Origin of the sequence: Streptomyces sp. NPDC058464 (genome assembly GCF_042721035.1) — a bacterium.
In the GTDB taxonomy this organism is placed as follows: domain Bacteria; phylum Actinomycetota; class Actinomycetes; order Streptomycetales; family Streptomycetaceae; genus Streptomyces.
On sequence record NZ_JBHXMA010000044.1, the window covers coordinates 24,580 to 48,989 of the forward strand.

21 protein-coding genes and 1 pseudogene are annotated in these 24,410 nt (G+C 73.3%); 15 read left to right on the top strand and 7 right to left on the bottom strand.

Annotated elements, in window-relative coordinates; all coding sequences use genetic code 11:
* Nucleotides 1–1,136 (bottom strand): RNA polymerase sigma factor (locus ACFWPQ_RS41195; protein ID WP_384047003.1); only part of this gene is annotated, 1,136 nt, incomplete at its 3' end.
* 127 nt (nucleotides 1,137–1,263) lie between these two features.
* Complete coding sequence (locus ACFWPQ_RS41200; RefSeq protein ID WP_384047006.1) at nucleotides 1,264–2,640, bottom strand: pyridoxal phosphate-dependent decarboxylase family protein; 1,377 nt, start codon at nucleotides 2,638–2,640, stop codon at nucleotides 1,264–1,266.
* Between the two features lie 143 nt (nucleotides 2,641–2,783).
* Between ACFWPQ_RS41200 and ACFWPQ_RS41205 the strand changes: the two genes are divergently transcribed.
* The 5 genes from ACFWPQ_RS41205 (at nucleotide 2,784) to ACFWPQ_RS41225 (ending at nucleotide 9,196) form a co-directional block, all read left to right on the top strand.
* Nucleotides 2,784–3,275, top strand: a complete 492-nt coding sequence (locus tag ACFWPQ_RS41205) for a MarR family winged helix-turn-helix transcriptional regulator (protein WP_384047009.1) — start codon at nucleotides 2,784–2,786, stop codon at nucleotides 3,273–3,275.
* Nucleotides 3,276–3,430: 155 nt separating this feature from the next.
* Nucleotides 3,431–4,543, top strand: coding sequence for a sugar ABC transporter substrate-binding protein (locus ACFWPQ_RS41210; protein WP_384047012.1), 1,113 nt, complete (start codon nucleotides 3,431–3,433; stop codon nucleotides 4,541–4,543).
* A 25-nt stretch (nucleotides 4,544–4,568) separates the two neighbouring features.
* Entirely contained in the window at nucleotides 4,569–5,348 is a 780-nt protein-coding gene (locus ACFWPQ_RS41215; protein ID WP_384047015.1) for an ATP-binding cassette domain-containing protein, read from the top strand.
* Nucleotides 5,349–5,521: 173 nt separating this feature from the next.
* Nucleotides 5,522–6,667, top strand: a complete 1,146-nt coding sequence (locus ACFWPQ_RS41220) for a sugar ABC transporter permease (RefSeq protein WP_384047142.1) — start codon at nucleotides 5,522–5,524, stop codon at nucleotides 6,665–6,667.
* A gap of 129 nt (nucleotides 6,668–6,796) precedes the next feature.
* On the top strand, nucleotides 6,797–9,196 hold the full coding sequence (locus tag ACFWPQ_RS41225; protein ID WP_384047018.1) for a SpoIIE family protein phosphatase: 2,400 nt from the start codon (nucleotides 6,797–6,799) through the stop codon (nucleotides 9,194–9,196).
* Nucleotide 9,197: 1 nt separating this feature from the next.
* Here the strand turns inward: ACFWPQ_RS41225 and ACFWPQ_RS41230 are convergent, their stop codons facing one another.
* Nucleotides 9,198–9,596 (bottom strand): hypothetical protein, encoded by a 399-nt coding sequence (locus ACFWPQ_RS41230; RefSeq protein ID WP_384047021.1) that lies wholly within the window; start codon nucleotides 9,594–9,596, stop codon nucleotides 9,198–9,200.
* Nucleotides 9,597–9,855: 259 nt separating this feature from the next.
* On the opposite strand from ACFWPQ_RS41230, the gene ACFWPQ_RS41235 reads away from it, so the two are divergent.
* The 3 genes from ACFWPQ_RS41235 to pip all read left to right on the top strand — a co-directional run bounded on the left by ACFWPQ_RS41235 (nucleotide 9,856) and on the right by pip (nucleotide 13,967).
* Nucleotides 9,856–11,808 (top strand): BTAD domain-containing putative transcriptional regulator, encoded by a 1,953-nt coding sequence (locus tag ACFWPQ_RS41235; RefSeq protein WP_384047023.1) that lies wholly within the window; start codon nucleotides 9,856–9,858, stop codon nucleotides 11,806–11,808.
* 120 nt (nucleotides 11,809–11,928) lie between these two features.
* Nucleotides 11,929–12,843 (top strand): peptidoglycan-binding protein, encoded by a 915-nt coding sequence (locus tag ACFWPQ_RS41240; protein WP_384047025.1) that lies wholly within the window; start codon nucleotides 11,929–11,931, stop codon nucleotides 12,841–12,843.
* A 161-nt stretch (nucleotides 12,844–13,004) separates the two neighbouring features.
* On the top strand, nucleotides 13,005–13,967 hold the full coding sequence (gene pip / locus ACFWPQ_RS41245) for a prolyl aminopeptidase (protein ID WP_384047028.1): 963 nt from the start codon (nucleotides 13,005–13,007) through the stop codon (nucleotides 13,965–13,967).
* A gap of 12 nt (nucleotides 13,968–13,979) precedes the next feature.
* Here pip and ACFWPQ_RS41250 read toward each other — a convergent pair whose 3' ends face one another.
* Nucleotides 13,980–15,026, bottom strand: a complete 1,047-nt coding sequence (locus ACFWPQ_RS41250) for an aldo/keto reductase (protein ID WP_384047030.1) — start codon at nucleotides 15,024–15,026, stop codon at nucleotides 13,980–13,982.
* Between the two features lie 150 nt (nucleotides 15,027–15,176).
* Here ACFWPQ_RS41250 and ACFWPQ_RS41255 point away from each other — a divergent pair, with 150 nt between their 5' ends.
* Nucleotides 15,177–15,755 carry a TetR/AcrR family transcriptional regulator gene (locus ACFWPQ_RS41255; RefSeq protein WP_384047032.1) on the top strand — a complete coding sequence of 193 codons (579 nt, stop codon included), beginning with the start codon at nucleotides 15,177–15,179 and terminating at the stop codon, nucleotides 15,753–15,755.
* A 66-nt stretch (nucleotides 15,756–15,821) separates the two neighbouring features.
* Here the strand turns inward: ACFWPQ_RS41255 and ACFWPQ_RS41260 are convergent, their stop codons facing one another.
* Nucleotides 15,822–16,418: a TetR/AcrR family transcriptional regulator gene (locus tag ACFWPQ_RS41260; protein WP_384047035.1), complete on the bottom strand. Its 597-nt coding sequence runs from the start codon at nucleotides 16,416–16,418 to the stop codon at nucleotides 15,822–15,824.
* A 114-nt stretch (nucleotides 16,419–16,532) separates the two neighbouring features.
* Here ACFWPQ_RS41260 and ACFWPQ_RS41265 point away from each other — a divergent pair, with 114 nt between their 5' ends.
* Entirely contained in the window at nucleotides 16,533–16,964 is a 432-nt protein-coding gene (locus ACFWPQ_RS41265; protein WP_361297398.1) for a tautomerase family protein, read from the top strand.
* Entirely contained in the window at nucleotides 16,957–17,982 is a 1,026-nt protein-coding gene (locus ACFWPQ_RS41270; RefSeq protein WP_384047038.1) for a zinc-binding dehydrogenase, read from the top strand. Before ACFWPQ_RS41265 ends, ACFWPQ_RS41270 begins: the two co-directional genes overlap by 8 nt.
* Before the next feature lie 7 nt (nucleotides 17,983–17,989).
* Here the strand turns inward: ACFWPQ_RS41270 and ACFWPQ_RS41275 are convergent, their stop codons facing one another.
* Nucleotides 17,990–19,228: an FAD-dependent oxidoreductase gene (locus tag ACFWPQ_RS41275; protein ID WP_384047041.1), complete on the bottom strand. Its 1,239-nt coding sequence runs from the start codon at nucleotides 19,226–19,228 to the stop codon at nucleotides 17,990–17,992.
* 120 nt (nucleotides 19,229–19,348) lie between these two features.
* Here ACFWPQ_RS41275 and ACFWPQ_RS41280 point away from each other — a divergent pair, with 120 nt between their 5' ends.
* The 3 genes from ACFWPQ_RS41280 to ACFWPQ_RS41290 all read left to right on the top strand — a co-directional run bounded on the left by ACFWPQ_RS41280 (nucleotide 19,349) and on the right by ACFWPQ_RS41290 (nucleotide 22,114).
* Complete coding sequence (locus ACFWPQ_RS41280; RefSeq protein WP_384047044.1) at nucleotides 19,349–20,116, top strand: TetR/AcrR family transcriptional regulator; 768 nt, start codon at nucleotides 19,349–19,351, stop codon at nucleotides 20,114–20,116.
* A 29-nt stretch (nucleotides 20,117–20,145) separates the two neighbouring features.
* The gene (locus ACFWPQ_RS41285; RefSeq protein ID WP_384047047.1) at nucleotides 20,146–21,021 is read left to right on the top strand and encodes a PhzF family phenazine biosynthesis protein; all 876 of its coding nucleotides are present in this window, start codon (nucleotides 20,146–20,148) and stop codon (nucleotides 21,019–21,021) included.
* Between the two features lie 484 nt (nucleotides 21,022–21,505).
* Nucleotides 21,506–22,114: a TOPRIM nucleotidyl transferase/hydrolase domain-containing protein gene (locus ACFWPQ_RS41290; RefSeq protein ID WP_384047050.1), complete on the top strand. Its 609-nt coding sequence runs from the start codon at nucleotides 21,506–21,508 to the stop codon at nucleotides 22,112–22,114.
* On the opposite strand, the gene ACFWPQ_RS41295 is transcribed toward ACFWPQ_RS41290, so the two are convergent.
* The gene (locus ACFWPQ_RS41295) at nucleotides 22,097–22,963 is read right to left on the bottom strand and encodes an LLM class F420-dependent oxidoreductase (protein WP_384047053.1); all 867 of its coding nucleotides are present in this window, start codon (nucleotides 22,961–22,963) and stop codon (nucleotides 22,097–22,099) included. The genes ACFWPQ_RS41290 and ACFWPQ_RS41295 overlap by 18 nt on opposite strands.
* A gap of 287 nt (nucleotides 22,964–23,250) precedes the next feature.
* On the opposite strand from ACFWPQ_RS41295, the pseudogene ACFWPQ_RS41300 reads away from it, so the two are divergent.
* Nucleotides 23,251–24,339: pseudogene (locus tag ACFWPQ_RS41300) on the top strand (right-handed parallel beta-helix repeat-containing protein); the annotation flags it as partial.
* Between the last annotated feature and the right edge of the window lie 71 nt (nucleotides 24,340–24,410).

A 24,410-nucleotide genomic window follows, 5' to 3' on the forward strand; every position in this document is an offset into this window, starting at 1 on the left:
CCGAGCCGGCCCCCCGAGCCCGACACCCCCGCAGTGGCCGACTTGGCCGCCCTGCCCGACCTGGCCGCGCGTCCGAAACGGGCGGCGCGTCCGAAACGGGCGGCGCGGGTGGCGCGGACCGCGGACGCGGCCTGCGCGACCGGGGTGGTTTCCGCGGCGGACATGGCGTGCGCCGCGGTCGCGGAATGCCCGACGGTCGTGGAATGCCCGACGGTCGTGGAATGCCCGGCGCTTGTGGCGTGCGTCGCGGTCGTCGTGTGCGTCGCGGTCGTCGTGTGCGCGGCGGTCGTCGCGCCGCTGCCGCCGCCCGCCCGCAGGGCCGCCGCCGTCAGCGCGATGAGCACGGGCGGGACCGGTACCAGGGCCAGGTCCGCCAGCAGCCGCTCGGCCGGGACCACGTCGGCCCCGTCGAACACCCCCGCGCAGGCCGGGCATTCACGGGTGTGCCGGGCCACCCGCTTGCGCCACAGACCGCTCGGCCGTCCGTCCCAGCCGTACAGCATCCCGTCCAGGTCCGGGCAGCGCGGCACCGCCTCCAGCGCCCGCACCACCGCCCGCGCGACCTCGAGGCGCGCCTTCAGCCGCTGCACCCGGACGCCCGCCTGCGCGGGCGGGATCTCCAGGGCGGCGGCCAGTTCGGCGCGGCTGAGCTGCCCGGCCACCTCCATCCACCACACGGCGAGCAGTTCGCGGTCCTCCGCGTCCAGCCAGCGGGTCGCCTCGGCGGTCTCGCGCCGCTGCTCGGACAGGTGCAGCACGGTGATGGTGAGGTCGGCGAAGTCGGCGCCGGGATCGGCGAGTTGCGCGGTCTCGTCCAGCCACTCGGCGTCGGCCCGCGGCGGCGCCGCCCGCCGCAGCCGCCAGTGCCGGCGCACCTGGCGCATCGCGACCGCCACCAGCCACGAGCGGAACGCGGCGGGATCGCGCAGCTGCCCCACGTCGCGGACCATCTGGAGCATGACGTCCTGGACGACGTCGTCGGTGTCGGAGGGCGCGTTCAGGGCACGCCCGACGACGTTGTAGACGAGGGGCAGATGGTCCGCCACGAGCACGTCGAGCGCCCGCTGGTCGCCGGCCTGCGCGGCCCTGACGACGGCGGTCTGCGCGTCATGTCCACTGGGTGAGAAGTCGCTCATGCAAGGGGAGGGTCGGTCGACGCCGTCGGCATAACAGAAAACCGCGGCCAGACTAACGGCCGCACGGCGGCGGTGACGGTGGCGGTGGCGGCGGTGGCGGTACGGCCCTTCGGGCGCGGTGCGGCCGTCAGGTGGCCGGTGTCGTCCCCCTGGCCAGCCGCTCCACCCGGTCGTGCAGGTACTCGACGTGGTCCTCCGACTCCGGCTTCATGAGGACGCTGCGCAGGATCCGGGCGCCGTCCGCGTCCGCGGTGACCTTGGGGTGGCGGGCGGCGAAGGCGTCGCGGTCGGCCTTGAGGGTGCTGAGGAAGACCGGTTCGGAGGCGGTCATGCCGTCGGTCAGGACGCGGGCGGAGGCGGCGTCGATCGCGGTGAGGGCGGCCGGGTCGGTGGCCGGGAAGAAGGTGACGATGTCCAGCTGGGGTCGCTGGTAGAGCTCCAGGGCGTCCGACGCCTCGATCAGGTCCGCCCAGCGCAGGGCGGCCCGGCGCCCGGCCGCCAGTACCTGGCCGAGGCCGTCGGGCGTGGGCGGCAGGAGCCGGAAGGTGAGCCACAGGGCCGCCGCCGCGGCACCGGCGCGGGAGCACTCCAGGCTGATCTCGCCCAGGTGGAGCTCGCCGGAGGTGAAGTAGGTGTACGGCGAGTCGTGCAGGTAGAAGCGGCCGACGTCGGGGTCGCGGAAGAGGACGGCGCCGCAGCCGTAGGGCTGGAGTCCGTGCTTGTGCGGGTCGACGACGATCGAGTCGGCGCGGGCGAGGGCCCGCCAGGGCTCGGGCGGCAGGCCCTCGGGGCCCGCGGCACCGGCGAGGAGCGTGAAGAAGCCGCCGTAGGCCGCGTCGACGTGCACGCGGACCCCGTGGCGTTCGGCGAGCGGCAGGATCTCGTGGACGGGGTCGACGGCACCGAGCCCGGTGGTGCCGGCGGTGACGACGACGGTGCCGACTGCACCGGTCGCCAGGACGTCCGCCAGTGCGTCGAGGTCCATCCGGCCCTGGTCGTCGGTGCGGACGGGGTGGCTGGTCATGTCCAGGACGTGGCACATACGGCCGTGGGTGTAGTGGGCGTCGGCGCTGTGCGCGATGCCCCGCCCGGGGTGGAGCTCGCGGGCGACGAAGAGGGCTTCGAGGTTGGCGATGGTGCCGCTGGTGGTGAGGTGGCCGAGGTGGGTGTCGTACCCGAACATCGCGGCGAGTTGCGCGACCGCCTCACGTTCCATCTTCGCCGTGGCGGGGCCGCCGTCCAGGGCGTGGTTGTTGGGGTTGATCAGCATCGCGGTGAGGTGGCCGACCACCGCGGCGGGGTGCGGGGGCTTGAGCATCTGGCCCGCGTAGTGCGGGTGGAAGAAGGGGTAGTTGTCCTTGAGCCGGTCCGTGAACTCCGCGAAGACCGGCGCGAAGCGGTCGTCGGCGACGTCGAGGGACGGGTGGCGCCGGTAGGGGCCGAAGGTGTCGGCCCACTCCTGTATCGCGTCGGTGGCTCGGCCGAGCCAGTGCTGCAGATCCACGGATCTTCCTCTCGCTCGCGGTGCTCCCACCGTACGATTTAATTGACTAGTCAGCAATCACATAGTCAGTAATCCTCTAGTCAGCAATTGAGTGCGCAGACATCAGCTCGGCAGTGAGTGCCGTCGCAGTAGGGTCGGTCGCGATGAACTCCACGCCCCGGCACGACGCCGAAGCCGCCGCCCGCGCCGCCAACAGTCCGCTCGTCCGGGACTTCGGGCTGCTGATCACGTCCGCCACCCGTCTGGAGCAGCGCATCGACAGCGCGCTGCGCCGGGAGTGCGGGATCAGCCACACCATGCTGGAGGTGCTGATCCTGCTCTGCCGCCGGTCCGGCGAGGAGATCTCCCAACGGCAGCTGGCCGACGGCCTCACGCTCACCAGCAGCGGCACCACCCGCCTGATCGACCGCATGGAGGAGGCCCGACTGGTCCGGCGGGTGCCGTCCCCCGGGGACCGGCGGGTGGCCCTGGTGGAGCCGACCGCCGAGGGGCGGACGGCGCTCCTGGGCGCGGCCGCGGTGCACGCCCGGGTCGTGGAGGAGTTCTTCGTCGGCCCCCTGACCGCCGACGACTACACGCGGCTGACCGGCGCGCTGGCCGCGATCGACCGGGCCCTCCGCGAGGACACCGGGTGACGGCTTCACTACCCTGATACCGGACATTTTATATGGGGTGATTCTTGGGCACATCACCCAAAGAGTCGGTCATGGGTCCGGTTATTGGTTCGGTTGCTGGTCCGGTTACCGGTCCGGTTACCGGTCCGGTCGTTGCTCTGGGCAGGGGGCTCGTCATGAGTCTCGGCGTTTCGGGTGGGCGGCGGAGGCCGTTCGTCCGGGCGGTCGTCGCGGTCGCCGTCGGCGCCGGGTTCGCGCTGACCGGAGCCTGCGGCGGGACCGGAGGCAGGGGTGGGCAGGGGGCGGACCTCAGTGTCGGCGTGCTGCTGCCGGGTGGCGGTGCCTCGCGGTTCGGGCAGTTCGACCGGCCGTTCATCGAGCAGAAGCTGAAGCAGCTGTGCCCGCACTGCCCGGCCGCGGCCGTCGTGGCCACCCCCGAGCCGGACGTCCAGCAACAGCAGCTCGACGCCATGATCACCCGCCGCGTCGACGTCCTGATCATCTCCGCCATCGACCCCAGGTCGCTGCGCTCGTCGGTGGAGGCCGCGCACCGGGCCGGCATCCCGGTCGTCGCCTACGACCGGCTCGCTCTGGGCCCGGTCTCCGGTTACGTCACCTTCGACGGCGCGGCGATCGGCAGGCTCCAGGGTGAGGCGCTGCTGCAGGGCATGGGGGCGAAGGCCGACGGCGGCCAGATCGTCATGGTGAACGGCGCCGCGTCCGACCCCAACGCCGGCTGGTTCGAACGGGGCGCGCTCTCGGTCCTGCGGGGCAAGGTGCGGATCGGCAAGTCGTACGACACCCCCGGCTGGCGGCCGGACAACGCCTACACCGAGATGGCCGGCGCCGTCGCCGCCCTGGGCGCGGACAACATCGACGGTGTGCTGGCCGCCAACGACAGCCTCGCCGGTGCCGCGATCTCCGCGCTCGAAGCCGGCGCGGTCCGGCCGCTGCCCCCGGTAACCGGCCAGGACGCCGACCTCACGGCGGTGCAGCGGATCGTCGCGGGCCGGCAGTACATGACCGTCTACAAGTCCTACCGGGCCGAGGCCGGGGCCGCCGTCGAGATGGCCGTCGCCCTGGGCCGCGGCGAGCCGGTCGGATCCGTCGCCGCCACCACCGTCGACAGCGCGACCACCAGGGACATCCCGGCGGTGCTGCTGCCGGCCTACTCGGTGACGACCGGCACGATCAAGGACACTGTGGTGAAGGACGGTATCTACACGATCGACCAGATATGCACCCCCAAGCTGCGGTCCGCCTGCGCCAAGGCCGGACTCACCTCATAGGGCCCGGGGAAGGAGGTGGTGGCCCGTGGTCCAGCCCCTGCTGGCGCTGCACGGTGTCTCCAAGCGGTTCGCCGCCGTCCAGGCGCTGGTCGACGTCGACCTGGAGATCCGGGCCGGGGAGGTGGTCGCCCTGGTCGGCGGGAACGCGGCCGGCAAGTCCACGCTGGTCAAGGTGATCTCCGGGGTCGGTCCCCCGGACCGGGGCGTCATCGCGTGGGAGGGCCGCCCCGTCCAGATCCGACGCCCCCACGACGCCCGGGCGCTCGGCATCGCGACCGTCTACCAGGACCTCGCCATGTGCGGGAACCTCGACGTCGTCGGCAACCTCTTCCTCGGCCGGGAGATCCAGCGGTACGGGGTCCTCGACGAGGTCGAGATGGAGCGCCGCACCCGTGAGCTGCTGCGGACCCTGCCCATCGACATCCCGGACGTGCGGGCCCCGCTCGCCACGCTGTCCGGCGGCCAGCGGCAGGTCGTCGCGATCACCCGGTCGTTCCTCAGCGCGCCCCGGCTGCTCCTTCTCGACGAACCGACCACCTCCCTGGGCATCGAACAGACCAACCATCTCCTCGACCTCGTCGAGGAGCTCCGCGACCGGGGCACCGGGATCCTCCTCATCAGCCACAACATGGGGGACATCAAGGCCGTCGCCGACCGGGTCGCCGTACTGCGCCTCGGCCGCAACAACGGCCTGTTCGACGTCGGCACCACCTCGCAGGAGCAGATCATCGCCTCCGTCACGGGCGCGGCGGACCACTCCGGCCGGCACCGCCCCTCCGCCGACCCCGGGGAGAGATGGTCGTGAGGGGGCCCTTCACCGGACGCTTCCGGCACGGCCTCTTCCGGCTGGGCCGCTTCCGGCTGGGCCGCCTCGGACAGGACCGCCTTCGACAGGACCGCCTTCGACAAGACCGTCTCCGACAGGACCGTCTTCGACAGGACCGCGTCCGCGAATACGCGGACACCGCGCGCCGCCGGCTGCACGAAGGCGGCCTCGGTCCGGCCCCGGTGCTGCTCGCCCTCGGCGTGATCTGGGCGGTCTTCCAGAGCCTCAACGCGAACTTCCTGTCGCCGCGCAACCTGTCCGTGCTCAGCGTGGACATCGTCGGGACCGGGATGGTCGCCGTCGGTGTCGTCTTCGTCCTGCTGATCGGGGAGCTCGACCTGTCGGTGGGGTCGCTGGCCGGTCTGTCGGGCGCCCTGTTCGCGGCGCTGAACGTGAACCACGGGGTGCCGGGGTGGCTCGCCGTGCTGGTCGGGGTCGCGGTGGGGGCGGGCGCCGGGGCCTTCCACGGGTTCGTGTACACGAAGACCGGGGTGCCCGCGTTCGTCGTGACCCTGGCGGGGCTGCTGACCTGGAACGGCCTGATGCTCTACCTGCTGGGCCCGGAGGGGTCCATCGACTTCGACGGGGACGGGCTGGTCGCCGCGCTGACCAGCCGCCACTTCCCGGCCGCCGTCGCCACCTACGGCCTCGCCGCGCTCGGTACGGCCGCCTACCTCGCCGTCTCCTTCCACGACCGCGGCCGCCGGGCCGCCGCCGACATGCCGAACCGGCCCGCGGCCGAGATCTGGGTCCGCACCGCCCTGCTCGCCGTCGCCTCCTTCGCCGCCGCCTACGTCCTGGACCGCTTCGAGGGCCTGCCCCTCGCCCTCCTGATCTTCCTCGCGGTCCTCGTCGCCTCCGACCTCCTGCTGCGCCGCACGGCCTACGGCCGCCAGGTCCTCGCCCTCGGCGGCGGCGCGGAGGCGGCCCTGCGGACAGGTGTCGCGGTGGCCCGGGTACGGGTCTCCGTCTTCCTCGTCTCGGGCGCGCTGGCCGCGGTGGGCGGCCTGTTCGTGGCCTCCCGGCTGACCTCGGCGACCACGGTGCCGGGCTCCGGCATGCTGCTGATCAACGCCATCGCCGCCGCCGTCATCGGCGGCACCAGCCTCTTCGGCGGCCGCGGCTCGACCTGGTCGGCGCTGCTCGGCGTCCTCATCATCCAGTCGATCGCCTCGGGCATGGCGCTGCTGGGGGTCCAGCCCGCGGTCCAGTTCATGATCACCGGCGGGGTGCTGCTGATCGCGGTGGTCTTCGACGCCCTGGCCCGACGGGCGGCGGCGGGGCGGGCGCGGGCCTAGGGCCGGCCCAGGGCCTGTCCGGCGGCGCCGCGCGTCCCTGTGCCGGTTGAGCGGAGCACCGCCTGGCGGGATCCTGGGAACGGGGTGGGGCGGGGTACCGGGACGGGTACCCGGACGTCCGGAGGCACCATGGAAGGACGCATACCGGAGGACCTGGCGGTCGTCGTCGACGCCGACGGAGTGGTCCTGGTGTGGAGCGCGGGTGCCCGGCGGCTGCTCGGGTACGAACCCGCCGAGGTCTGCGGCCGCTCCACCCGGATGCTGCTCGCCGCCGAGTTGCCCCCGTCCGCGCGCCGGCACCTCGCCGACGGGCAACGGTGGTCCACCGAGGTGGCGCTGCGGCACCGCAACGGCGACCGGGTCGTCGTACGCCTCCAGGGAATCCCGCTCGCGGACACCGGCGACAGGCCGCTCTGGCTGGTCACCGGTGGCGCGCCGACGACCGTGACCGGGCGGGACCAGCCGGGCGCGGCGACCCTGTGGGACCTCACGCTCGCCCAGCTGCCCACCCCGGTGGCGATCTACGACCGCGATGCCCGGTTCGTCGCCGCCAACGACGTCATGTCCCAGATCATGGGCCTGCCCGCGGCGGAGATGCGGGGCCTGACCCTGTCGGAGATCGAGCCCAGCTTCCCCTTCGACGAGTACGACCGCCTCCAGCGGCAGGTCCTGCGCACCGGGCGGACGATCTTCCACGAGCAGCACGCCCAGGCGCCCGGCGAGACCCGGGAGCACTCCTGGTCGATGTACTTCTCCCCGCTCAAGGACGAGCACGGCACGGTGCAGGGCCTGTCCGCGGTCGTCTTCGACACCACGGAGCAGTACTGGGCCCGCCGCCACCTGGCCGTCCTCAACGACGCCGGCATGCGCATCGGCACCACCCTGGACGTGACCCGCACCGCCGAGGAGCTGGCCGAGGTGGCCGTGTCCGGGTTCGCGGACTTCGTCACCGTCGACCTGCTGGAGTCCGTGGCCCTCGGCGACGAGCCGGAGCCGCTGAGACCGGGCGAGCCGGTCGCCGTGCGCCGTACGGCACAGCGGTCGGTGCTTGAGGGCTGCCCGGAGGCGGTGGCCGACCCCGGCGACGCGTTCCGCTACCCGGTGGACACGCCTCCGATGTGGACCCTGCTGGCCGGCCACGGCACCCGCCACCGGCCCGGCGACCCCGGCATGCAGGAGTGGCTCAGGACCTCCCAGGCCCGCGCCGACTCCGTCGCCCGGCACATGATCCACTCGGTGCTGATGGTCCCGCTGCGGGCCCGCGGCGTCACCCTCGGCCTGGCCCACTTCCTGCGGCACCGCACGCCCGAGTCCTTCACCGAGGACGACCAGCGGCTCGCGGAGGAGATCGTCGCCAGGGCCGCGGTGAGCGTCGACAACGCCCGCCGCTACACCCGCGAGCGGCGCACCGCCCTCGCCCTGCAGCGCAGCCTGCTGCCCGGCCGGCCGCCGGGCCTGGCGGCGACGGAGGTGGCCTACCGCTACCTGCCCACCGGCTCCGGCGCGGACGTCGGCGGCGACTGGTTCGACGTCATTCCGCTCTCCGGGGCCCGGGTCGCCCTGGTCGTCGGCGACGTCGTCGGCCACGGCATCCACGCCTCGGCCACGATGGGACGGCTGCGGACCGCGGTGCGGACGCTGGCGGACGTCGACCTCGCCCCCGACGAACTCCTCACCCAGCTGGACGACCTGGTCATCCGCCTCGACCGCGAGGAGGGCCCGGAGGTGCCCGGCCGGACGGAGGCGGCGTCCTCCGGCGAGGTGGGCGCGACCTGCCTGTACGCCGTGTACGACCCGGTGACCCGCCGCTGCACCATGGCGCGCGCCGGCCATCCGCCGCCGGCCCTGGTCACCCCCGGCGGCGACGTCCGCTTCCTCGACCTCCCGGCCGGCCCGCCGCTCGGCCTCGGCGGCCTGCCCTTCGAGTCCGCCGAGGTGGACCTGGCCGAGGGCAGCGTGCTCGCCCTCTACACCGACGGCCTGGTGGAGACCGCCGACCACGACATCGAGGTGGGCCTCGGCCTGCTCCGCCGCGCCCTGGCCGACCCGGCCGCGCCCCTGGAGGAGACCTGCGACCACGTCCTGCGCACGGTCCTGACCGGCCGCCCGGCCGACGACATCGTCCTGCTGCTCGCCCGCACCGCCGCCCTGGACACCGCGCAGGTCCGCACCTGGCAGCTCCCCCAGCACCCGGCCGCCGTCGCCGGGGCCCGGAAGATGGCCTGCGAACAGCTGGAGGCGTGGGGCCTGACGGACACGGTCTTCGCCACCGAACTGATCGTCAGCGAACTGGTCACGAACGCGGTCCGCTACGGCGACGGCCCGATAGCCCTCCGCCTGATCCGCGACGCGTCCCTCATCTGCGAGGTCTCCGACGGCAGCAGCACGGCCCCCCACCTGCGCCGGGCCCGCGTCTACGACGAGGGCGGCCGCGGCCTGCTCCTGGTCGCCCAGATCTCGGAACGCTGGGGCAGCCGCCAGACCCCGACCGGCAAGACGATCTGGGCGGAACAGCCGCTGTCCGCCTGACTCACCGGGTCAGCGGCAGGTCCCGCCGCAGGGTGTCGGTCACGGCGGAGACGACGGCGGTGGCGACGAACGTCCCGGCCATGACCAGCACCACGCCGACCACGAAGAGCCCGCTGGCGTCGTCCGCCCAGTCGACGCAGGCGGCGAGGGTGAGCCCCGCGGTGGTACCGCCCACGGCGGCCGCGCTGTGGCCCCGGGCCGCCGCCCAGCAGACGGGCACGAGCAGGGTGAGGACCAGCCCGACGACCTGCCAGACCGCGTACGGGCCACTGGTCGACCCGTCGGGCCGTACGTCGTACTGCTGGTCCCAGCCCAGCCAGGCGGCCCAGGCCGCCACCGACACACCGGCGAGAACGCACACCGGCACCGACGCCCGGAGCACGGGCTTGTGAAGTCGCATGCCCCCAGCGTTCCTTCCGGGCCGGTGACCGGACAGAGTGCGCGTACTCAGACCGGCCGTCCGGATGCCCCGGGGGCGACCTGAGTACGGGTTTGGCCCGCCGTACCATCGCCCGCACCACGAACAACACCACGAACAATGCGGCGAACAACAACCCGACAACACCCGGGCAACGAACCATTGATTGACTGCTTTGCCTAACCGTCACATGAAGCGGTGACGTATCTGCGCGCCCCGTACCGCCCAGGAGAGCCACCCGATGAACCCCCGGCCAGGACAGGAGATGCGGTTCGGCGTGCTCGGCCCCGTGGAGGTCCTCCGGGACCACGTGCCCCTCGACCTGGGGCCCCGGCAGCGCCGGTTGCTGCTGCTGCGGCTGCTCGTCGAGGACGGCCGGCCCGTCTCGCAGGAGACGATCCTGCGCGACCTGTGGCCGTCGGACCGGCCGACCGGCGCCGCCTCCTCGGTGCGCGCCCACGTCAGCAGGCTGCGCTCGGTCCTCGACCCGGTACGGCAGGGCAGGTCCGCCATGCTGGTCAGCGGCACCTCCGGGTATGCCCTGAAACTGCCCCGCGAGGCCCGGGACACCGTGCTCTTCGAGGACGGCGTGGGCCGGGCCCGCGAGGCGATGCGGAACCGTCAGTTCTCCTTCGCCCGGCAGGAGATCGACACGGCGCTCGGGCTGTGGCGCGGCGAGGCCCTGGCCGAGGCCGGTGAGCACGCCTTCGCGATCCGTGAGCGCACCCGGCTCGACGGCGCCCTCCACGACGCCAGGGAGCTGCGGGCCGCGCTCCTCGTCCAGCAGGGCGAGACCGAGCAGGCGATCGACGTCGCCGAGAGCCTCGTCCTCAGGGCCCCGCTCCGGGAGACCTCCTGGGCGCTGCTGATGCGCGCCCTCTACACGGCCGGACGGCCGGTCGAGGCGCTGAAGCGGTACGAGCGGTTCCGCGACATGCTCGCCACGGAGCTCGGGCTGGACCCCAGCCCCCGGCTGCGGGACCTGCACACCGCGATCCTGCGGCACGACGTCGTCGTCCTCGGTGCCGCCGGGCCGCAGCCACCGCCCCCGGGGCCCGAGTTCACCGCCGCCTGCACCCACCCGCGACCGGCCGCCACGGCCGCGCCGTTCGCCGGCCGCGGCGAACAGATGGCGCAGCTGTCCGCCCTGCTGTCGGAGGCGACCGCGAACCGCCCCCACTGGGCCGTGGTCGCCGGCGAGCAAGGGGCGGGCAAGACCCGGCTGGTGGAGGAGACCGCCGCCCGTGCCGAGGCCGCCGGATTCACCGTCGCCCGCACCCGGGCCGGTCAGGCGCTCAGCGGCAACCGCGGGATCGTCCAGACCTGTCCCACCGTCCAGCTCCTGGACGCGCTGCGGCAGGACGGCAAGGACTCCGCCGAGGACGAGGTCGCGCAGAAGGACCCCCTCGCCACGGTCGTCCGCGAACTCACCCAGGCGCCCACGCTCGTCGTCGTCGACGACCTCGACCGGGCGCCGCAGGGCTTCCATCGTCTGCTGCGGCGGCTCGCCCAGGTGCTGCGGGAAGCCCCGGTGCTGTTCGTGTGCACCCTGCGCAACCCGGACGCCCCCGTCTCCAGCACGCTGCTCGCCGAACTGGCCCTGCTCGGCGCGGCCTGGCTCACCCTGGAGCCGCTGACCTCCGACGACGTGGCGGACATGCTCACGGCGCGCGGCGAGGAGGCCCCGCCCGAGGCGGCGTCCGCGCTGCACCGGCGTGCCGAGGGGCACCCGTTCGCCCTGGCCGAGCTGCTCAAGCTCCCGCCCCACCGGCGCCTCGGACCGGAGGCCCAGGTACCGGCCGCCGTCCGCAACATCGTCCACCACCGCCTGGTCGAGCTCCCCGAAGCGGCCCGGACCATGCTCACCTACGCGGCCGCCGACGGCGACCGGCTCGACCTCGACCTGCTCGCCGCGGTCCAGGGCGTCGCCCCGGACGAGCTCCTGCACCTGATCGACGCCGCGGTGACCGCCCGGATCCTGGTCTGGGACGCCGATCCCGGCGCGGCCGGCGCCGGCCGCTACCGGCTGCCCGAGCTGCCCCGCGACGTGGTGCTGAGCACCCAGACCCCGTCGGCCCGGCAGCTTCGGCACGCCGCCCTCGCCCGCACGCTCGCGGGCCGCGACGACAGCGACCCGGCCCGCCTCGACCGGCACCGCCGGGCGGCGGGCCCGACGGCGCCGACGCCTCCCTGACCGGGGCCCGCCCCCTGTCACTCCTGCCACCTCTGCCACCCCTGCCACCCCCCTCCACAGCTCTCCATCTCTCCGGCGGATCAGCCGATCCCCGGCAACACACGCACCTCAGGAGTCGTGATGAGCACGAAGACGGGACCCCAGCGCTACCCCGGCGCCAGCCGCGCCAACTGGTACCAGGACGACTTCGGCGGAGACCCGATGGAGGTCAACGTCGTCGTCCTGCACACCACGGAGGGCTACAGCCTGCCCACCTACGACGGCGGGGCCACCGCCCCCAATCTGACGGCGGTGCCCGACCTCGCCGCCAAGAAGCTGAAGTGGTACCAGCACTTCGACATAGAGACCTCCTCCCGCGCGCTGGTCAATCTGAAGGGCGGCGTCGAGACCAACACCATGAACGTGTGCCAGGTCGAACTGACCGGCACCTGCGACCCGAAGAGCCACGCCAAGTGGACGTCCGCCGGCCACGACCACGTCTACTGGCCGGACGCGCCGGACTGGGCCCTGAAGGGGGTCGCCGACTTCCTGGCCTGGATGCACGAGCAGCACGGCGTCGCGCTGTCCGGCCCGAAGTCCTGGCCCGCCTACCCCTCGTCGTACGGCGACGGCGCGGGCCAGCGGATGACGGGCGCGCAGTGGACGGACTTCAAGGGTGTGTGCGGGCACATGCACGTCCCCGAGAACGTCCACGGCGACCCCGGTGCCATCGACTTCGCCCGGATCGTCAAGTACGCGAAGGCCGACCTGGACGTGGACGACGACCCGGAGCCGAAGACCACCACCAAGCCGAAGGTCCCCGCCTTCCCCGGCCGCAAGTTCTTCGTGACCGGGGCCTCGAACTCCTATGTCCTCAAGCTCGGCAAGCAGCTGGTGAAGCGCGGCTTCGGCGACCACTACAAGGTCGGCCCGAGCCGGACCTGGGGCGACGCCGACCGGCTGAACGTGCGGGACTTCCAGAAGTCCCGCACGGAACTCCGCGGCGACGCCGACGGCACTCCCGGCCCGCTGACCTGGCGCCTGCTCTTCTCCTGATTCTCCTGACACCCCCGGTGAAGGCCCGGGCCGGCGCCGCCCCGGGCCTTCGCGGCCCTCTCCCCCGCCAACTCGGCGAAACCGACCAGCGAAGCCAACTAGCCAAGCCAACTCGGCCAAGATGTAAGGCTGTTCCTGCCCCCTTCCGGAAGGAGAGCCTCATGGCCGAGGAGTTCCCGCCCGTCGAGCCGTATGCCCATGGTCTTCTCGATGTCGGCGACGGCCAGCGGATCTACTGGGAGACCAGTGGCAACCCGGAGGGGAAGCCGGCCCTGTGTGTGCACGGCGGCCCGGGCAGCGGGGGGCGCCGATGGAGCCGCCGGATGTTCGACCCCGAGGTCTACCGGGTCGTCCTCTTCGACCAGCGCGGCTGCGGCGAGAGCCGGCCGCACGCCTCCGACCCGTCGGTCGGCCTCGCGCACAACACCACCGACCATCTGATCGCCGACATGGAACGGCTGCGCGAGCACCTCGGCATCGAACGCTGGCTCCTCTACGGCGGCTCCTGGGGCTCGACGCTGATCCTCGCCTACGCCGAACGCCACCCGGAGCGGGTCTCCGAGATCGTCATCGCCGGTGTCACCATGACCCGCCCCGAGGAGACCGACTGGCTCTACCACGGCGTGGGCCGCCTGCTGCCCGGCCCCTGGGAGGCCTTCCGCGACGCCCTGCCGCCCGCCGACCGCGACGGCAGTCTCGTCGTCGCCTACAACAGGCTGCTGAACAGTCCGGACGCCGCGGTTCGGGTCGCCGCGGCCCGTGCCTGGGTCACCTGGGAGGACGCCGTCATCGCCCACGAGGTGCTGGGCAGTCCCGGCGCCTACAGCGACCGGCCCGACGACTCTCTGATGGCCTTCGTCCGCATCTGCGCGCACTACTTCGCCCATGACGCCTGGCTGGAGGATGGTCAACTGCTGCGGGACGCCCACCGGTTGGCCGGTATTCCGGGGGTGCTGATCCATGGCCGGCTGGACATCGGCAGCCCGCTGAAGACCGCGTGGGAGCTGGCGAAGGGCTGGCCGGACGCGGAACTGAAGGTGATCGACGACGCGGGCCACACCGGCAGTCCCACGCTGCGGCGGACGACCCTGGCGGCGATCGCCCGCTTCGGCGAAGGGGGGTGACCGGCGCCGGGACTAGGCCGACCTGCTCTGCGCACCTGGGCCGCGGCGGCGCAGTGCCGGGTCGAGGAGGGCCGGCGGGGTGTCGTACTTCTCGTGTGCGGCCAGGTCGGTGCCGGGGGCGACGATCGCGTCGATGGCGTCCAGCACATCGGCGGGGAGCACGGTGTCGGCGGCGGCGAGCTGGGAGCGCAGGTGCTCAGGGGTGCGGGGGCCTATGAGGGCGGTGGTGACGGCGGGGTGCGCGGTCACGAAGCCGAGGGCGAGCTCGATCAGGGTCAGCCCGGCCCCGTCGGCGACGGCGGCCAGCCGCTCCACCGCGTCGAGCCGGGCCTGGTTGGCCGGCAGGGTGAGGTCGAAGCGGTCGGGCAGCATACCGGCGCGGCTGGTGGTGATGGACCGGCCCCTGCGCACGGCGCCCGACAGCCAGCCGGAGGCCAGCGGGCTCCACACCAGCACGCCCATCCCGTACTCCTCGGTCACGGGCAGGACATGGGACTCGACGCCCCGCTGGAGGATCGAATAACTGGGCTGTTCGGTGACGTACCGGCTCAGGTGGTGCTCGCGGGCGGCCCACTGGCCCTGCACGATCCGGTACGCCGGGTAGGTCGAGGAGCCGAAGTGACGGATCTTCCCGGCGCGTTGCAGATCGGTCAGCGCCGACAGGGTCTCCTCGTCGCTCGTGGCCGGGTCCCAGCGGTGTATCTGGTAGAGATCGACGTGGTCGACGCCGAGCCGCCGCAGGCTGTTCTCCAGCTCGGTGACCAGCCACCGCCGTGAACCGCCCCGGTGGTTGCGCTCGTCCCCCATCGGCATGCCGGCCTTCGTGGCCAGCACGATGTCGTCGCGACGGCCGGCGATGGCCTTGCCGACCATCTCCTCCGACTCGCCCTGCCCGTACATGTCGGCGGTGTCGATCAGATTGATCCCGGCCTCCAGGGCGGCGTCGACGATCGCGGTCGCCTCCTCCTGGGTGGTACGCCCGATCGCCCCGAAGTTCATCGCGCCGAGCCCGAGCGCGCTGACCTGCACGCCGGTACGGCCCAAGGTGCGGTACTGCATGACCGAGTCTCCTCACATGACGGAAGGACAGCTGCCCCAAACGGGACCGTGTCCCGTTTCACGTCTTCGACAATACGGAACACTGTCCCGTTTGACAACGCCCCGATAGGGTGACGGCCGAAGGGTGCGCAACGATGAGGGATCGCGACGATGAAGGATGAGCAGCGGCCGACCCGGCCCCGGCGGGCGGACGCCCGGCGCAACGAGGTGACGTTGCTGGAGGCGGCCGCGGCGGCGTTCGTCGCGTCGGGCGTGGACGCGCCGGTGCGCGACATCGCGGCCCGCGCGGGTGTCGGCACGGCGACGATCTACCGGCACTTCCCGACCCGTGCCGACCTGATCATCGCGGTCTACCGGCACCAGGTGGACGCCTGCGCCGAGGCCGGTCCGGCCCTGCTGGCCTCCGCCCCGACCCCGTACGACGCGCTGCGCGAGTGGATCGACCTGTTCGTGGACTTCCTGGCCACCAAGCACGGCCTCGCCGCCGCCCTGCACTCCGACCAGGCGGGCTTCGACACCCTCCACACCTACTTCCTGGACCACCTCGTCCCCGCCTGCACGCAGCTCCTCGACGCGGCGACCGCGGCCGGCGAGATCCACGCCCCGCTGACGGCGTACGAGCTGATGCGCGGCGTCGGCAACCTCTGCATCGGCGCGGAGCACGACCCCGGCTACGACGCCCGCCGCCTGGTCGGCCTGCTCGTCACGGGGCTGCGCCGCGTGGCCTGACTCGCCGGGCGGGACAGGCGGGAGCGGCGTCCGCGAGGACCCCGCCGCCGGGCGGGGCCGGGCGTCTCACCCGGCCGGACCGCCGAGCGCGGCCTCGATCAGTGCTTCGAGCCGGCCCGCGACCCGGTCCAGCGGCGCCGTGTCGCGCGCGGCGCGGCACATGGCGATCGCGCCCTCCGCGGAGGCCACCACGAGGGTCGCCAGCTCCGCGGCCCGGTCGGGGTCGGCTCCGTGCTCCCGCAGGGAACCGGCGAGCAGCCCCTCCCAGCCCTCGAACGCCTCGGCCGCCGCGGCGAGCGCGGGCGGGACGTCGTCGCCCGGGGGCGGCTCCTCGACCGCGACGGCCAGGACGGGGCAGCCGGCCCGGAAGTCGCTCGCCACGACGATCCCGCGCCACAGTCCGAGGAACGCGCGCAGCCCGGCCGCCGGACCCGCGGCCAGCTCCTTGCGCAGCAGCCGCTCGACGGCCGTGCCGGCGTACCGCACCGCCTCCGTCGCGAGCTGCTGCTTGCCGTCGGGGAAGTAGTGGTACGTCGAACCGAGCGGCGCGTCGGCGTGTTTGGCCAGCTCACGGATGCTCGTGGCGTTCAGACCGCGCCGGCTGATCAGGTCGGCCGCACCGGCCACGATGCGATCCCGCGACGGCGCACTGGACTTGGCCAAGCTCCCGCTCCCTCCGGCTCCTCCGACCCCTCTGGCTATAACGCTCGTCATAGTCTAGCGTGACCTCGCTCTATAACGATCGTCATAACCGCTGCTTCGTCATGGAGGAGACCCATGCCCCTGATCCGGCTCACCGCCCCGTCCGGCTCGCTCACCGACGAGGGCCGCAGGACCGTCCAGCGGGACCTGGCCGCCGTACTGCTGCGCTGGGAGGGCGCGCCCGACACGCCCTTCTTCCGCGCCCAGGCCTGGAGTCACCTCGTCGAACTGCCGGACGGCGCCCAGACCACCGCCGAGGACGACGCGCCCCGCTTCCTGGTGGACGTCACCGTTCCCGCGGGCGCGCTGTCCGAGCGGCGCCGGGCCGGACTGGTCGAGGACGCCACCCGCACCGTCCTGACGGCGGCCGGTCTCACCTCCGCCGACGCCCTGCGGGTCTGGGTCCTGGTGCACGAGCAGCCGGACGGCACCTGGGGCGCGGGCGGCTCGGTCGTCCGGTACGCCGACCTGGTGGCGCTGGCGGAGGGTGCGCGGGCCGATGCGTGAACTGACCTACGTCGCCCGCGACACTGTCGAGTGGCGTGAGGCCCCGGACCCGAGGCTGCGCGGCGCCGGGGAGGCGATCGTGGCCCCCGTGGCGGCGACCTCGTGTGACGTGGACACCGCGATCCTGGCGGGACACAGCTTCATCGAGCCGCCCTTCGCGCTGGGCCACGAGTGCGTGGCGAGGGTGGTGGAGACCGGCGACGCGGTGACCGTCGTACGCCCCGGCGACCTGGTCGTCGTCCCCTGGTCCATCAGCTGCGGCGGCTGCGACCACTGCCGCGCCGGACGCACCGCCCACTGCTCGGCCGTCCCGCACATGGCGATGTACGGCGCCCCGATCGGCGGCACCTGGGGCGGCCTCTTCTCCGACCTGGTCCGGGTCCCGTACGCGGACGCCATGCTCGTGCCGCTCCCCGCCGGCCTCGACCCGGTGGCCATGGCCTCGGCGAGCGACAACTGGTCGCTGTCCTGGCGCCTGGTGGCCCCGCACCTGAGGAGCAGGCCGGGCGCCCGGGTGCTGGTGGTGGCCCGCGGCAGCATCGGTCTGTACGTCGCCGACATCGCCCGCGCGCTGGGCGCGTCCAGCGTCCTCTACGTCGACCCCGACCCAGGGCACCGGGAGATCGCCCGGGGCTTCGGCGCCGCCACGGCCGAGAGCCTCGACCCGCCCGTCCACCACGGCTTCGACATCGCGGTGGAGGCGACGGGCCGCGTCGACCAGTTGGCCCTCGCGGTCAAGTCCCTTGCCCCGGAGGGCATCTGCGAGTCCGCGGGCAACCACTTCCGCCCCGGTGAACTCCCCCTCCTCGACATGTACCTCACCGGCGTCACCCTCCGCGTCGCCCGCGACAACGTCCGCGCCCACATCCCCGACGCCCTCGCCCTGGCCGGCTCGGGCAAGGTCGACCCGGCCCGCGTCGTCTCCCACGTCCTGGACTGGGAGCAACTGCCGGAGGCCCTCCCGGAGAAACACCTCAAGCCGGTCTTCGTACGGGGCGAGGGGTCGGCCGGGCCATGATCGACGCTCACGCGGTCGGCTGAACTCCGGCTCCGGCTCCGGCTCCGGCTCCGGCTCCGGCTCCGGTGAACATGGCGATCAGGCCGTGCGGGGAGTCGTCGCCGAACATGTGCTCGTGGAGCTCGGCGGCGTCGGCGGCCTCCGCGGCGCTGCGCGGGAACATGGCCCGCTCGTACGCGGTGAGCGCGGCCTCGGTGTCGTCGGGGTGCGCGGCGAGCGCCTTGCCGAGTTCGGCGCCGTCGTACATGGCCAGGTTGGCGCCCTCGCCGTTCGGGATCATCAGGTGGGCCGCGTCGCCGAGCAGGGTCACCCCCGGCACCCGGTCCCACCGGTGCCCGGCGGGCAGGGTGTGCAGCGGACGCAGGACCGGTGCGGTGTCCGCGTCGGTGATCAGAGCGGTGAGCTCGGGCGCCCAGCCGTCGAACTCCGCCGCGATCCGCGTGGCGACCGCGGTGGCCGGGGTGGCTTCGGTGGCCGGGGCCGGGGCGGCCGGGGCCGGATCGGTGAAGCCTGCCGCGGTGAACCACTCCTGCGGCCTGCGCAGCGCCACGTAGGTGTGGAGGGTACCGCCGGTCTCCCGGTGGGCCTGGATCCCCTTTCCCGGCGCGAGCGCGAACATCGCCCCGCCGCCGACCGCCTTCGCGGCGGCCGGGTGCCGGAGGTCGGCGTCGAACAGGTAGGTCTCGACGAACGAGGTGCCGGTGTACTCGGGTACGGCGGCGGACAGCAGCGAGCGGACCCGGGACCACGCGCCGTCCGCGCCGACCAGCAGGCCCGTGGTGACGACGGTGCCGTCGGCGAACGTCACCTCGTGGCGGCCCTCGCCGAGGGCGCGGACGCCGTCGGCCTTGTGGCCCCACCGGACGGTGCCGGGCGGCAGCGATTCGAGCAGGATCCGGCGCAGCTCGCCGCGCAGCACCTCGGGGCGGCTCCCCGTGCCGTCGTCGGCCTCCTCGAACAGGACGGTCCCGTCGGCGGCGAGGGCCCGGGTCGCCTCGCGCCCCTCCAGCACGAGGGCGCGGAACTCCTCGTAGAGGCCTGCCTCCCGGAGCGCCGGCTGGCCGTTGTGCTCGTGGATGTCGAGCATCCCGCCCTGCGGGCGTGCCGTCGCGGAGGCCTCCGCCTCGTAGACGGTGGCCGGGATGCCGTGGACGTGCAGGACGCGGGCGAGCGTGAGACCGCCGAGTCCGGCTCCGATGATCGTGACGGGCGTGACGGGCGTGACGGGCGTGACGGGCGTGCGCATGGTGACTCCTCCGGGGAAGGGGCCGGCCTCTCAGGGTTCAGGCCCGGGTCTGGAACGACATTCCATAATGGAATGCTGTTCCATGTTGGAACGACGCTCCAGCCGTGTCAAGATGGCGCCATGGCAACGCGGACACGCCGGTCGCAGCGGCGCACAGAGGCGCTCTCCCGGGAGCGCATCGTCGAGGCCGCCGTCGAGCTGCTCGACACGGCCGGCGAGAGCGGGCTGACGTTCCGGGCACTCACCGAGCGCCTCGCCACCGGGCCCGGGGCGATCTACTGGCACGTGGCGAACAAGGGCGAGCTGCTCTCCGCCGCCACGGACGCGGTCGTCACCGCCGCCGTGGCCGTCGGGCACACCACAGCCGGAGCCCCGCAGTCGCCGCCGGAGAAGCCCGAGCCCGCGCCCGAGACCTCGCCGCAGGACGGGATCCGGGGCGTCGCGCTCGGGCTGTTCGACGCGATCGAGCGGCATCCGTGGCTCGCGACGCAGCTCGCCGTACAGCTCACCCGCAGCCCCTGGGGGACGGTGACGCCGCGGATCTTCGAGAGCATCGGCCAGCAGGTCCGTGCCCTCGACGTGCCCGAGAGCGAGTGGTTCACGGTGACCTCCGCCCTGGTGCACTACATCCTCGGCGCCGCCGGCCAGAACGCCGTGAACAGCGCGAGCGCCCGCGACTTCGCGCCCGGCGTGGACCGCGCCCGTTTCCTCGACACCGTGTCCAAGGCGTGGGAGGAACTCGACCCCGACGAGTACCCGTTCACCCGGGCCGTCTCCGACCAGATGCGCGAGCACGACGACCGCGAGCAGTTCCTCGCCGGCGTCGATCTCGTCCTCGCCGGCATCACCGCCACCCAGCACCGGGAGCCCGGCCCCGGGCAGGAATAGCCGCCGGTCCGCGCCACGTTGCCGCGACCATGACGACGAACGCGCCACGGCCCGAGATCCTGCGCTACACCGCCTTCTCCAGCTCCCCCGAGGGCGGCAACCCCGCCGGTGTCGTACTGGACGCCACCGGTCTGGACGACGGGGACATGCTCGCCATCGCCGCCGAACTCGGCTACTCGGAGTCGGCGTTCCTGACCGCGCCCCCGGCCGACCTCGGCGGCCAGGACGGACGGGCTTACACCGTCCGCTACTTCAGCCCCAAGGCCGAGGTGCCGTTCTGCGGACACGCCACCATTGCGACCGCCGTCGCGCTCGCCGAGCGGACCGGCCCCGGGGAGCTGGTGTTCGCCACCCGCGCGGGCACGGTGCCGGTGACGGTGACCGAGGAGGGCGGGGCGGTCCGGGCCACGCTCACCAGCGTCGAGCCGCACACCGAGGAGATCCCCGACGCCGACCTCGCGGAGGCGCTCGCCGCGCTCGACTGGCCGGCCGCCGATCTCGACCCGGCCTTCCCGCCCCGCATCGCGTTCGCCGGCGCCCGCCATCTCGTGCTCGCGGCGGCGAGCCGCGCCCGCCTCGCGGACCTCGCGTACGACTTCGCGCGCCTCGAGGCGCTGATGCACCGTCTGGACCTGACCACGGTCCAGCTGGTGTGGCGGGAGTCGGCGACCGTCTTCCACGTACGGGACCCGTTCCCCGTCGGCGGGGTCGTCGAGGACCCGGCGACCGGCGCCGCGGCCGCCGCGTTCGGCGCGTACGCCCGTGAGCTCGGCCTGGTCCCCGAGGACGTCGTCCTCACCCTGCACCAGGGCGAGGACCTGGGGCGCCCCGGCGAACTCACGGTGACCCTGCGCGCGGGCGACCCGCGCATCCGTGTCGGCGGCACCGGGGCCCGCATCGCCTGAGCCACCGGGCCGGTCCCGAGCGCGGCGGTGCCACGGACATGCGGTGGCGCCACGGACATGCGGCGGTGGCACGGACATGCGGTGGCGCCACGGACATGCGGCGGTGGCACGGATATTCCGTGGCACCGCCGCCGGACCCGGGCGGAGACTCGTCCCCATGACGGACACGCCGGACACACCGGACCCGGCGCACGCGGAAGACAGGGCGCACACAGAGGCCGGGATGAACACAGCAGGCGCAGCAGGCGCGGCAGACACGGCAGGCCCGCCCAAAACGGCAGATCCGGCCGATGCGGCAAACCCGGCCGACGCAGCAGACTCGGCCGACACAGCAGCCCCCGCGACCGACGCAGCAGACGCGGCACCCACTGCACCCACTGCACCCACTGCACCCACTGCAGACGCGGCACCCACTGCAGACACGGCCCCCACCACGGGCGCAGCCCGCCCCGCGAGCATCGCGGTCACCCCCCGCCCACCCGACATGGCGGCCTTCCGGGAGGCCGTCCGCGCCTTGGCCGGCGGTGGGCCCGAGGAGCCCGCGCGGGAACTCGCCGACCGGCTCGGTGTGCGGGTCGCCGTACTGCTCGAAGGCCCCAGCGACCTCGCGGCCGTCGACGCGCTGGCCGCCCTGCGCGGCCGGGACCTGGCGGCCGAAGGGGTCTGCGTGCTGTCGATGGGCGGGGCGATGAACGTCGGCCGCTTCGCCCGCCTCCTCGGGCCGACCGGCCTCGGCCTGCGCCTGACCGGGCTCTGCGACGAACGCGAACGCCCCTACTACACCCGCGGCCTGGCGCGGGCCGGCGCCGCGGAGCACGGCTTCTTCGTCTGCGCGGCCGACCTGGAGGACGAGCTGATCCGCGCCCTCGGCCCGCCCCGGGTCGCCGAGCTCGCCCACGCCGAGGGCGACCACCGTGCCCTGCGCACCTTCCTGAACCAGCCCGCCCAGCAGGGTCGCGGCGCGCAGCAGCAGTTGCGCCGCTTCCTCGGTACGACATCGGGCCGGAAGATCCATTACGGCCGGGTACTGGTCGAGGCCCTGGACCCCGACCGCGTACCCGCACCGCTCGACGCCCTACTCGCGAGCCTCTGAGCCCCCCAGTCCCAACGCCCCGGCCAGCGCCCGGTAGGCGGGCAGCGGGTCGGTGCCGTCGGGGTGCAGTACCTGGAGCGCCACATGGTCGGCGCCCGCGTCCAGATGGGCCCGGACGCCCTTCGCCACCCGGGCCGTGTCGCCGTGCACGATCAGCGCGTCGAAGAGGCGGTCGCTGCCGCCGTCCGCGAAGTCGGCGTCGTCGAAGCCGAGCCGGCGCAGGTTGCCGACGTAGTTGGTCAGGCCGAGGTAGAAGCCGAGCGTGGCGTCGCCGATCGCGCGGGCCTTGGCGGGGTCCGTCTCCAGGACGACCTTCTGTTCGGGGGCGAGGAGGGGGCCGGTGCCGAGGACGTCGCGGGCCCCGCGGGTGTGCTCGGCGGTGACGAGGTAGGGGTGCGCGGCCGCCGTGCGGTCGCGGGCCAGGCGCAGGACGCGGGGGCCGAGGGCGGCCAGTGCCCGGCGGGCGACCGGGACACCTCCGGCGTCGAGGACGTCGAGGTAGTCGTTGAGGGCCTCGTAGGGCCGTACGAACTCCTTCGTGGCCTCCGGGTGGCCCGCGCCGATGCCCAGGAAGAAGCGGTCCGGGTGGCGTTCGGCGATGCGCCGGTAGGAGCGGGCGACCCGGTCGGCCGGGTGGGACCAGATGTTCACGATGCCGGTGGCGACCACCAGGTTCTCCGTGGCGTCGAGCAGCTGCTCGGCCTCGGTGAGGTCCGGGTCGTTCACACCGCCGAGCCACAGCGTGCCGTAGCCGAGGCGTTCCAGCTCGGCGGCGAGGCCGGGCTCCGTCTTGCCGTGGCGCCACACACCGACGGCGCCCAGGTCGATCTTGCGAGGGATCTCGTCCATACCCCGGAGAACCGGCGGGTCACCGCCGACTATTCCGATAGCCATCGAAATAGTTCGCGAGCACCGGCCACTACCCACCTTCGAGATCACACTCGTGAACCACAATTACATGCATGACCCTTGACGCGCCCACAACACCCTCCTAGCTTCGCAGAGAAAGCGCTTTCCGCAAGGTCCTCGATGGAGACGAACGGAGATGAACGATGCACGTCAGACCAGTCATCGCGGCCGTCGGCCTGCTCGCCGGCACGCTCGTCGCACTCTCCGGCAGCCCCGTGCAGGCCGCGTCCACCGTGCTGTACGTGTCGCCGAGCGGCACCGACGGCGCGGCCGGCACCCAGGCCGCGCCGACCACGCTCACCTCGGCGATCAGCCGTATCGCCGCCGGCGGCACGATCTACCTGCGCGGCGGGACGTACGCCTACTCCGCCACCGTGACCGTCCCGGCCGGCGCCAACGGCACCTCGGGCGCGCTCACCACCCTCTCCGCCTACCCGGGCGAGACCCCGGTCCTCGACTTCTCGGCGCAGAGCGAGAGTTCGTCGAACCGCGGCCTCCAGCTGTATGCCAACTACTGGCATCTGTACGGGCTCACGGTCGAGCACGCCGGCGACAACGGCATCTACGTCGGCGGCAGCAACAACGTCATCGAGCGAGCCGTGACCGCGTACAACCGCGACACGGGGCTCCAGCTCGGCCGGATCTCCTCCAGCACGCCCAGCAGTCAGTGGCCGGCGAACAACCTCGTCGTCAGCTCCGAGTCCCACGACAACGCCGACAGCGACGGCGAGGACGCGGACGGGTTCGCGTCCAAACTGACCACCGGGACCGGGAACGTCTTCCGGTACGACGTCTCGCACCACAACATCGACGACGGCTGGGACCTCTACACCAAGACCGACACGGGAGCCATCGGGCCGGTCACCATCGAGTACTCGCTCTCCTACGGCAACGGCACGCTGAGCGACGGCAGTCAGAGCGGGGACGGCGACCGCAACGGCTACAAGCTCGGCGGCGACGACATCGCCGTCAACCACGTGGTGCGGCACGACATCGCCTACGGCAACGGCCACCACGGGTTCACCTACAACAGCAACCCCGGCACGATGACCGTCTCGAACAACGTCGGCATCGACAACGCGGAACGCAACTTCTCCTTCGACAAGGGAACTTCGGTGTTCCGGACCGACACCTCGTGCCGGTTCGCCGTCAGCGGCTCCAACGACAAGACGGTCGGTGACGCCGACAGCTCCAACCAGTTCTGGACGGGCACCAACGGCTCCCGGTGCGCCTCCTACGCGGGCGCCCTCGGCTGGTCCTTCGCCTCCTCCGGCAAGCTGAACGTCACCTTCGGCGGGACGGTCGTCTCGCCCTGACGGCGGGCACCGCCGGTGCGGTGCGGTGCGGCCGGGGCCGTCCACAGGGTGTGGACGGCCCCGGCCCGCCG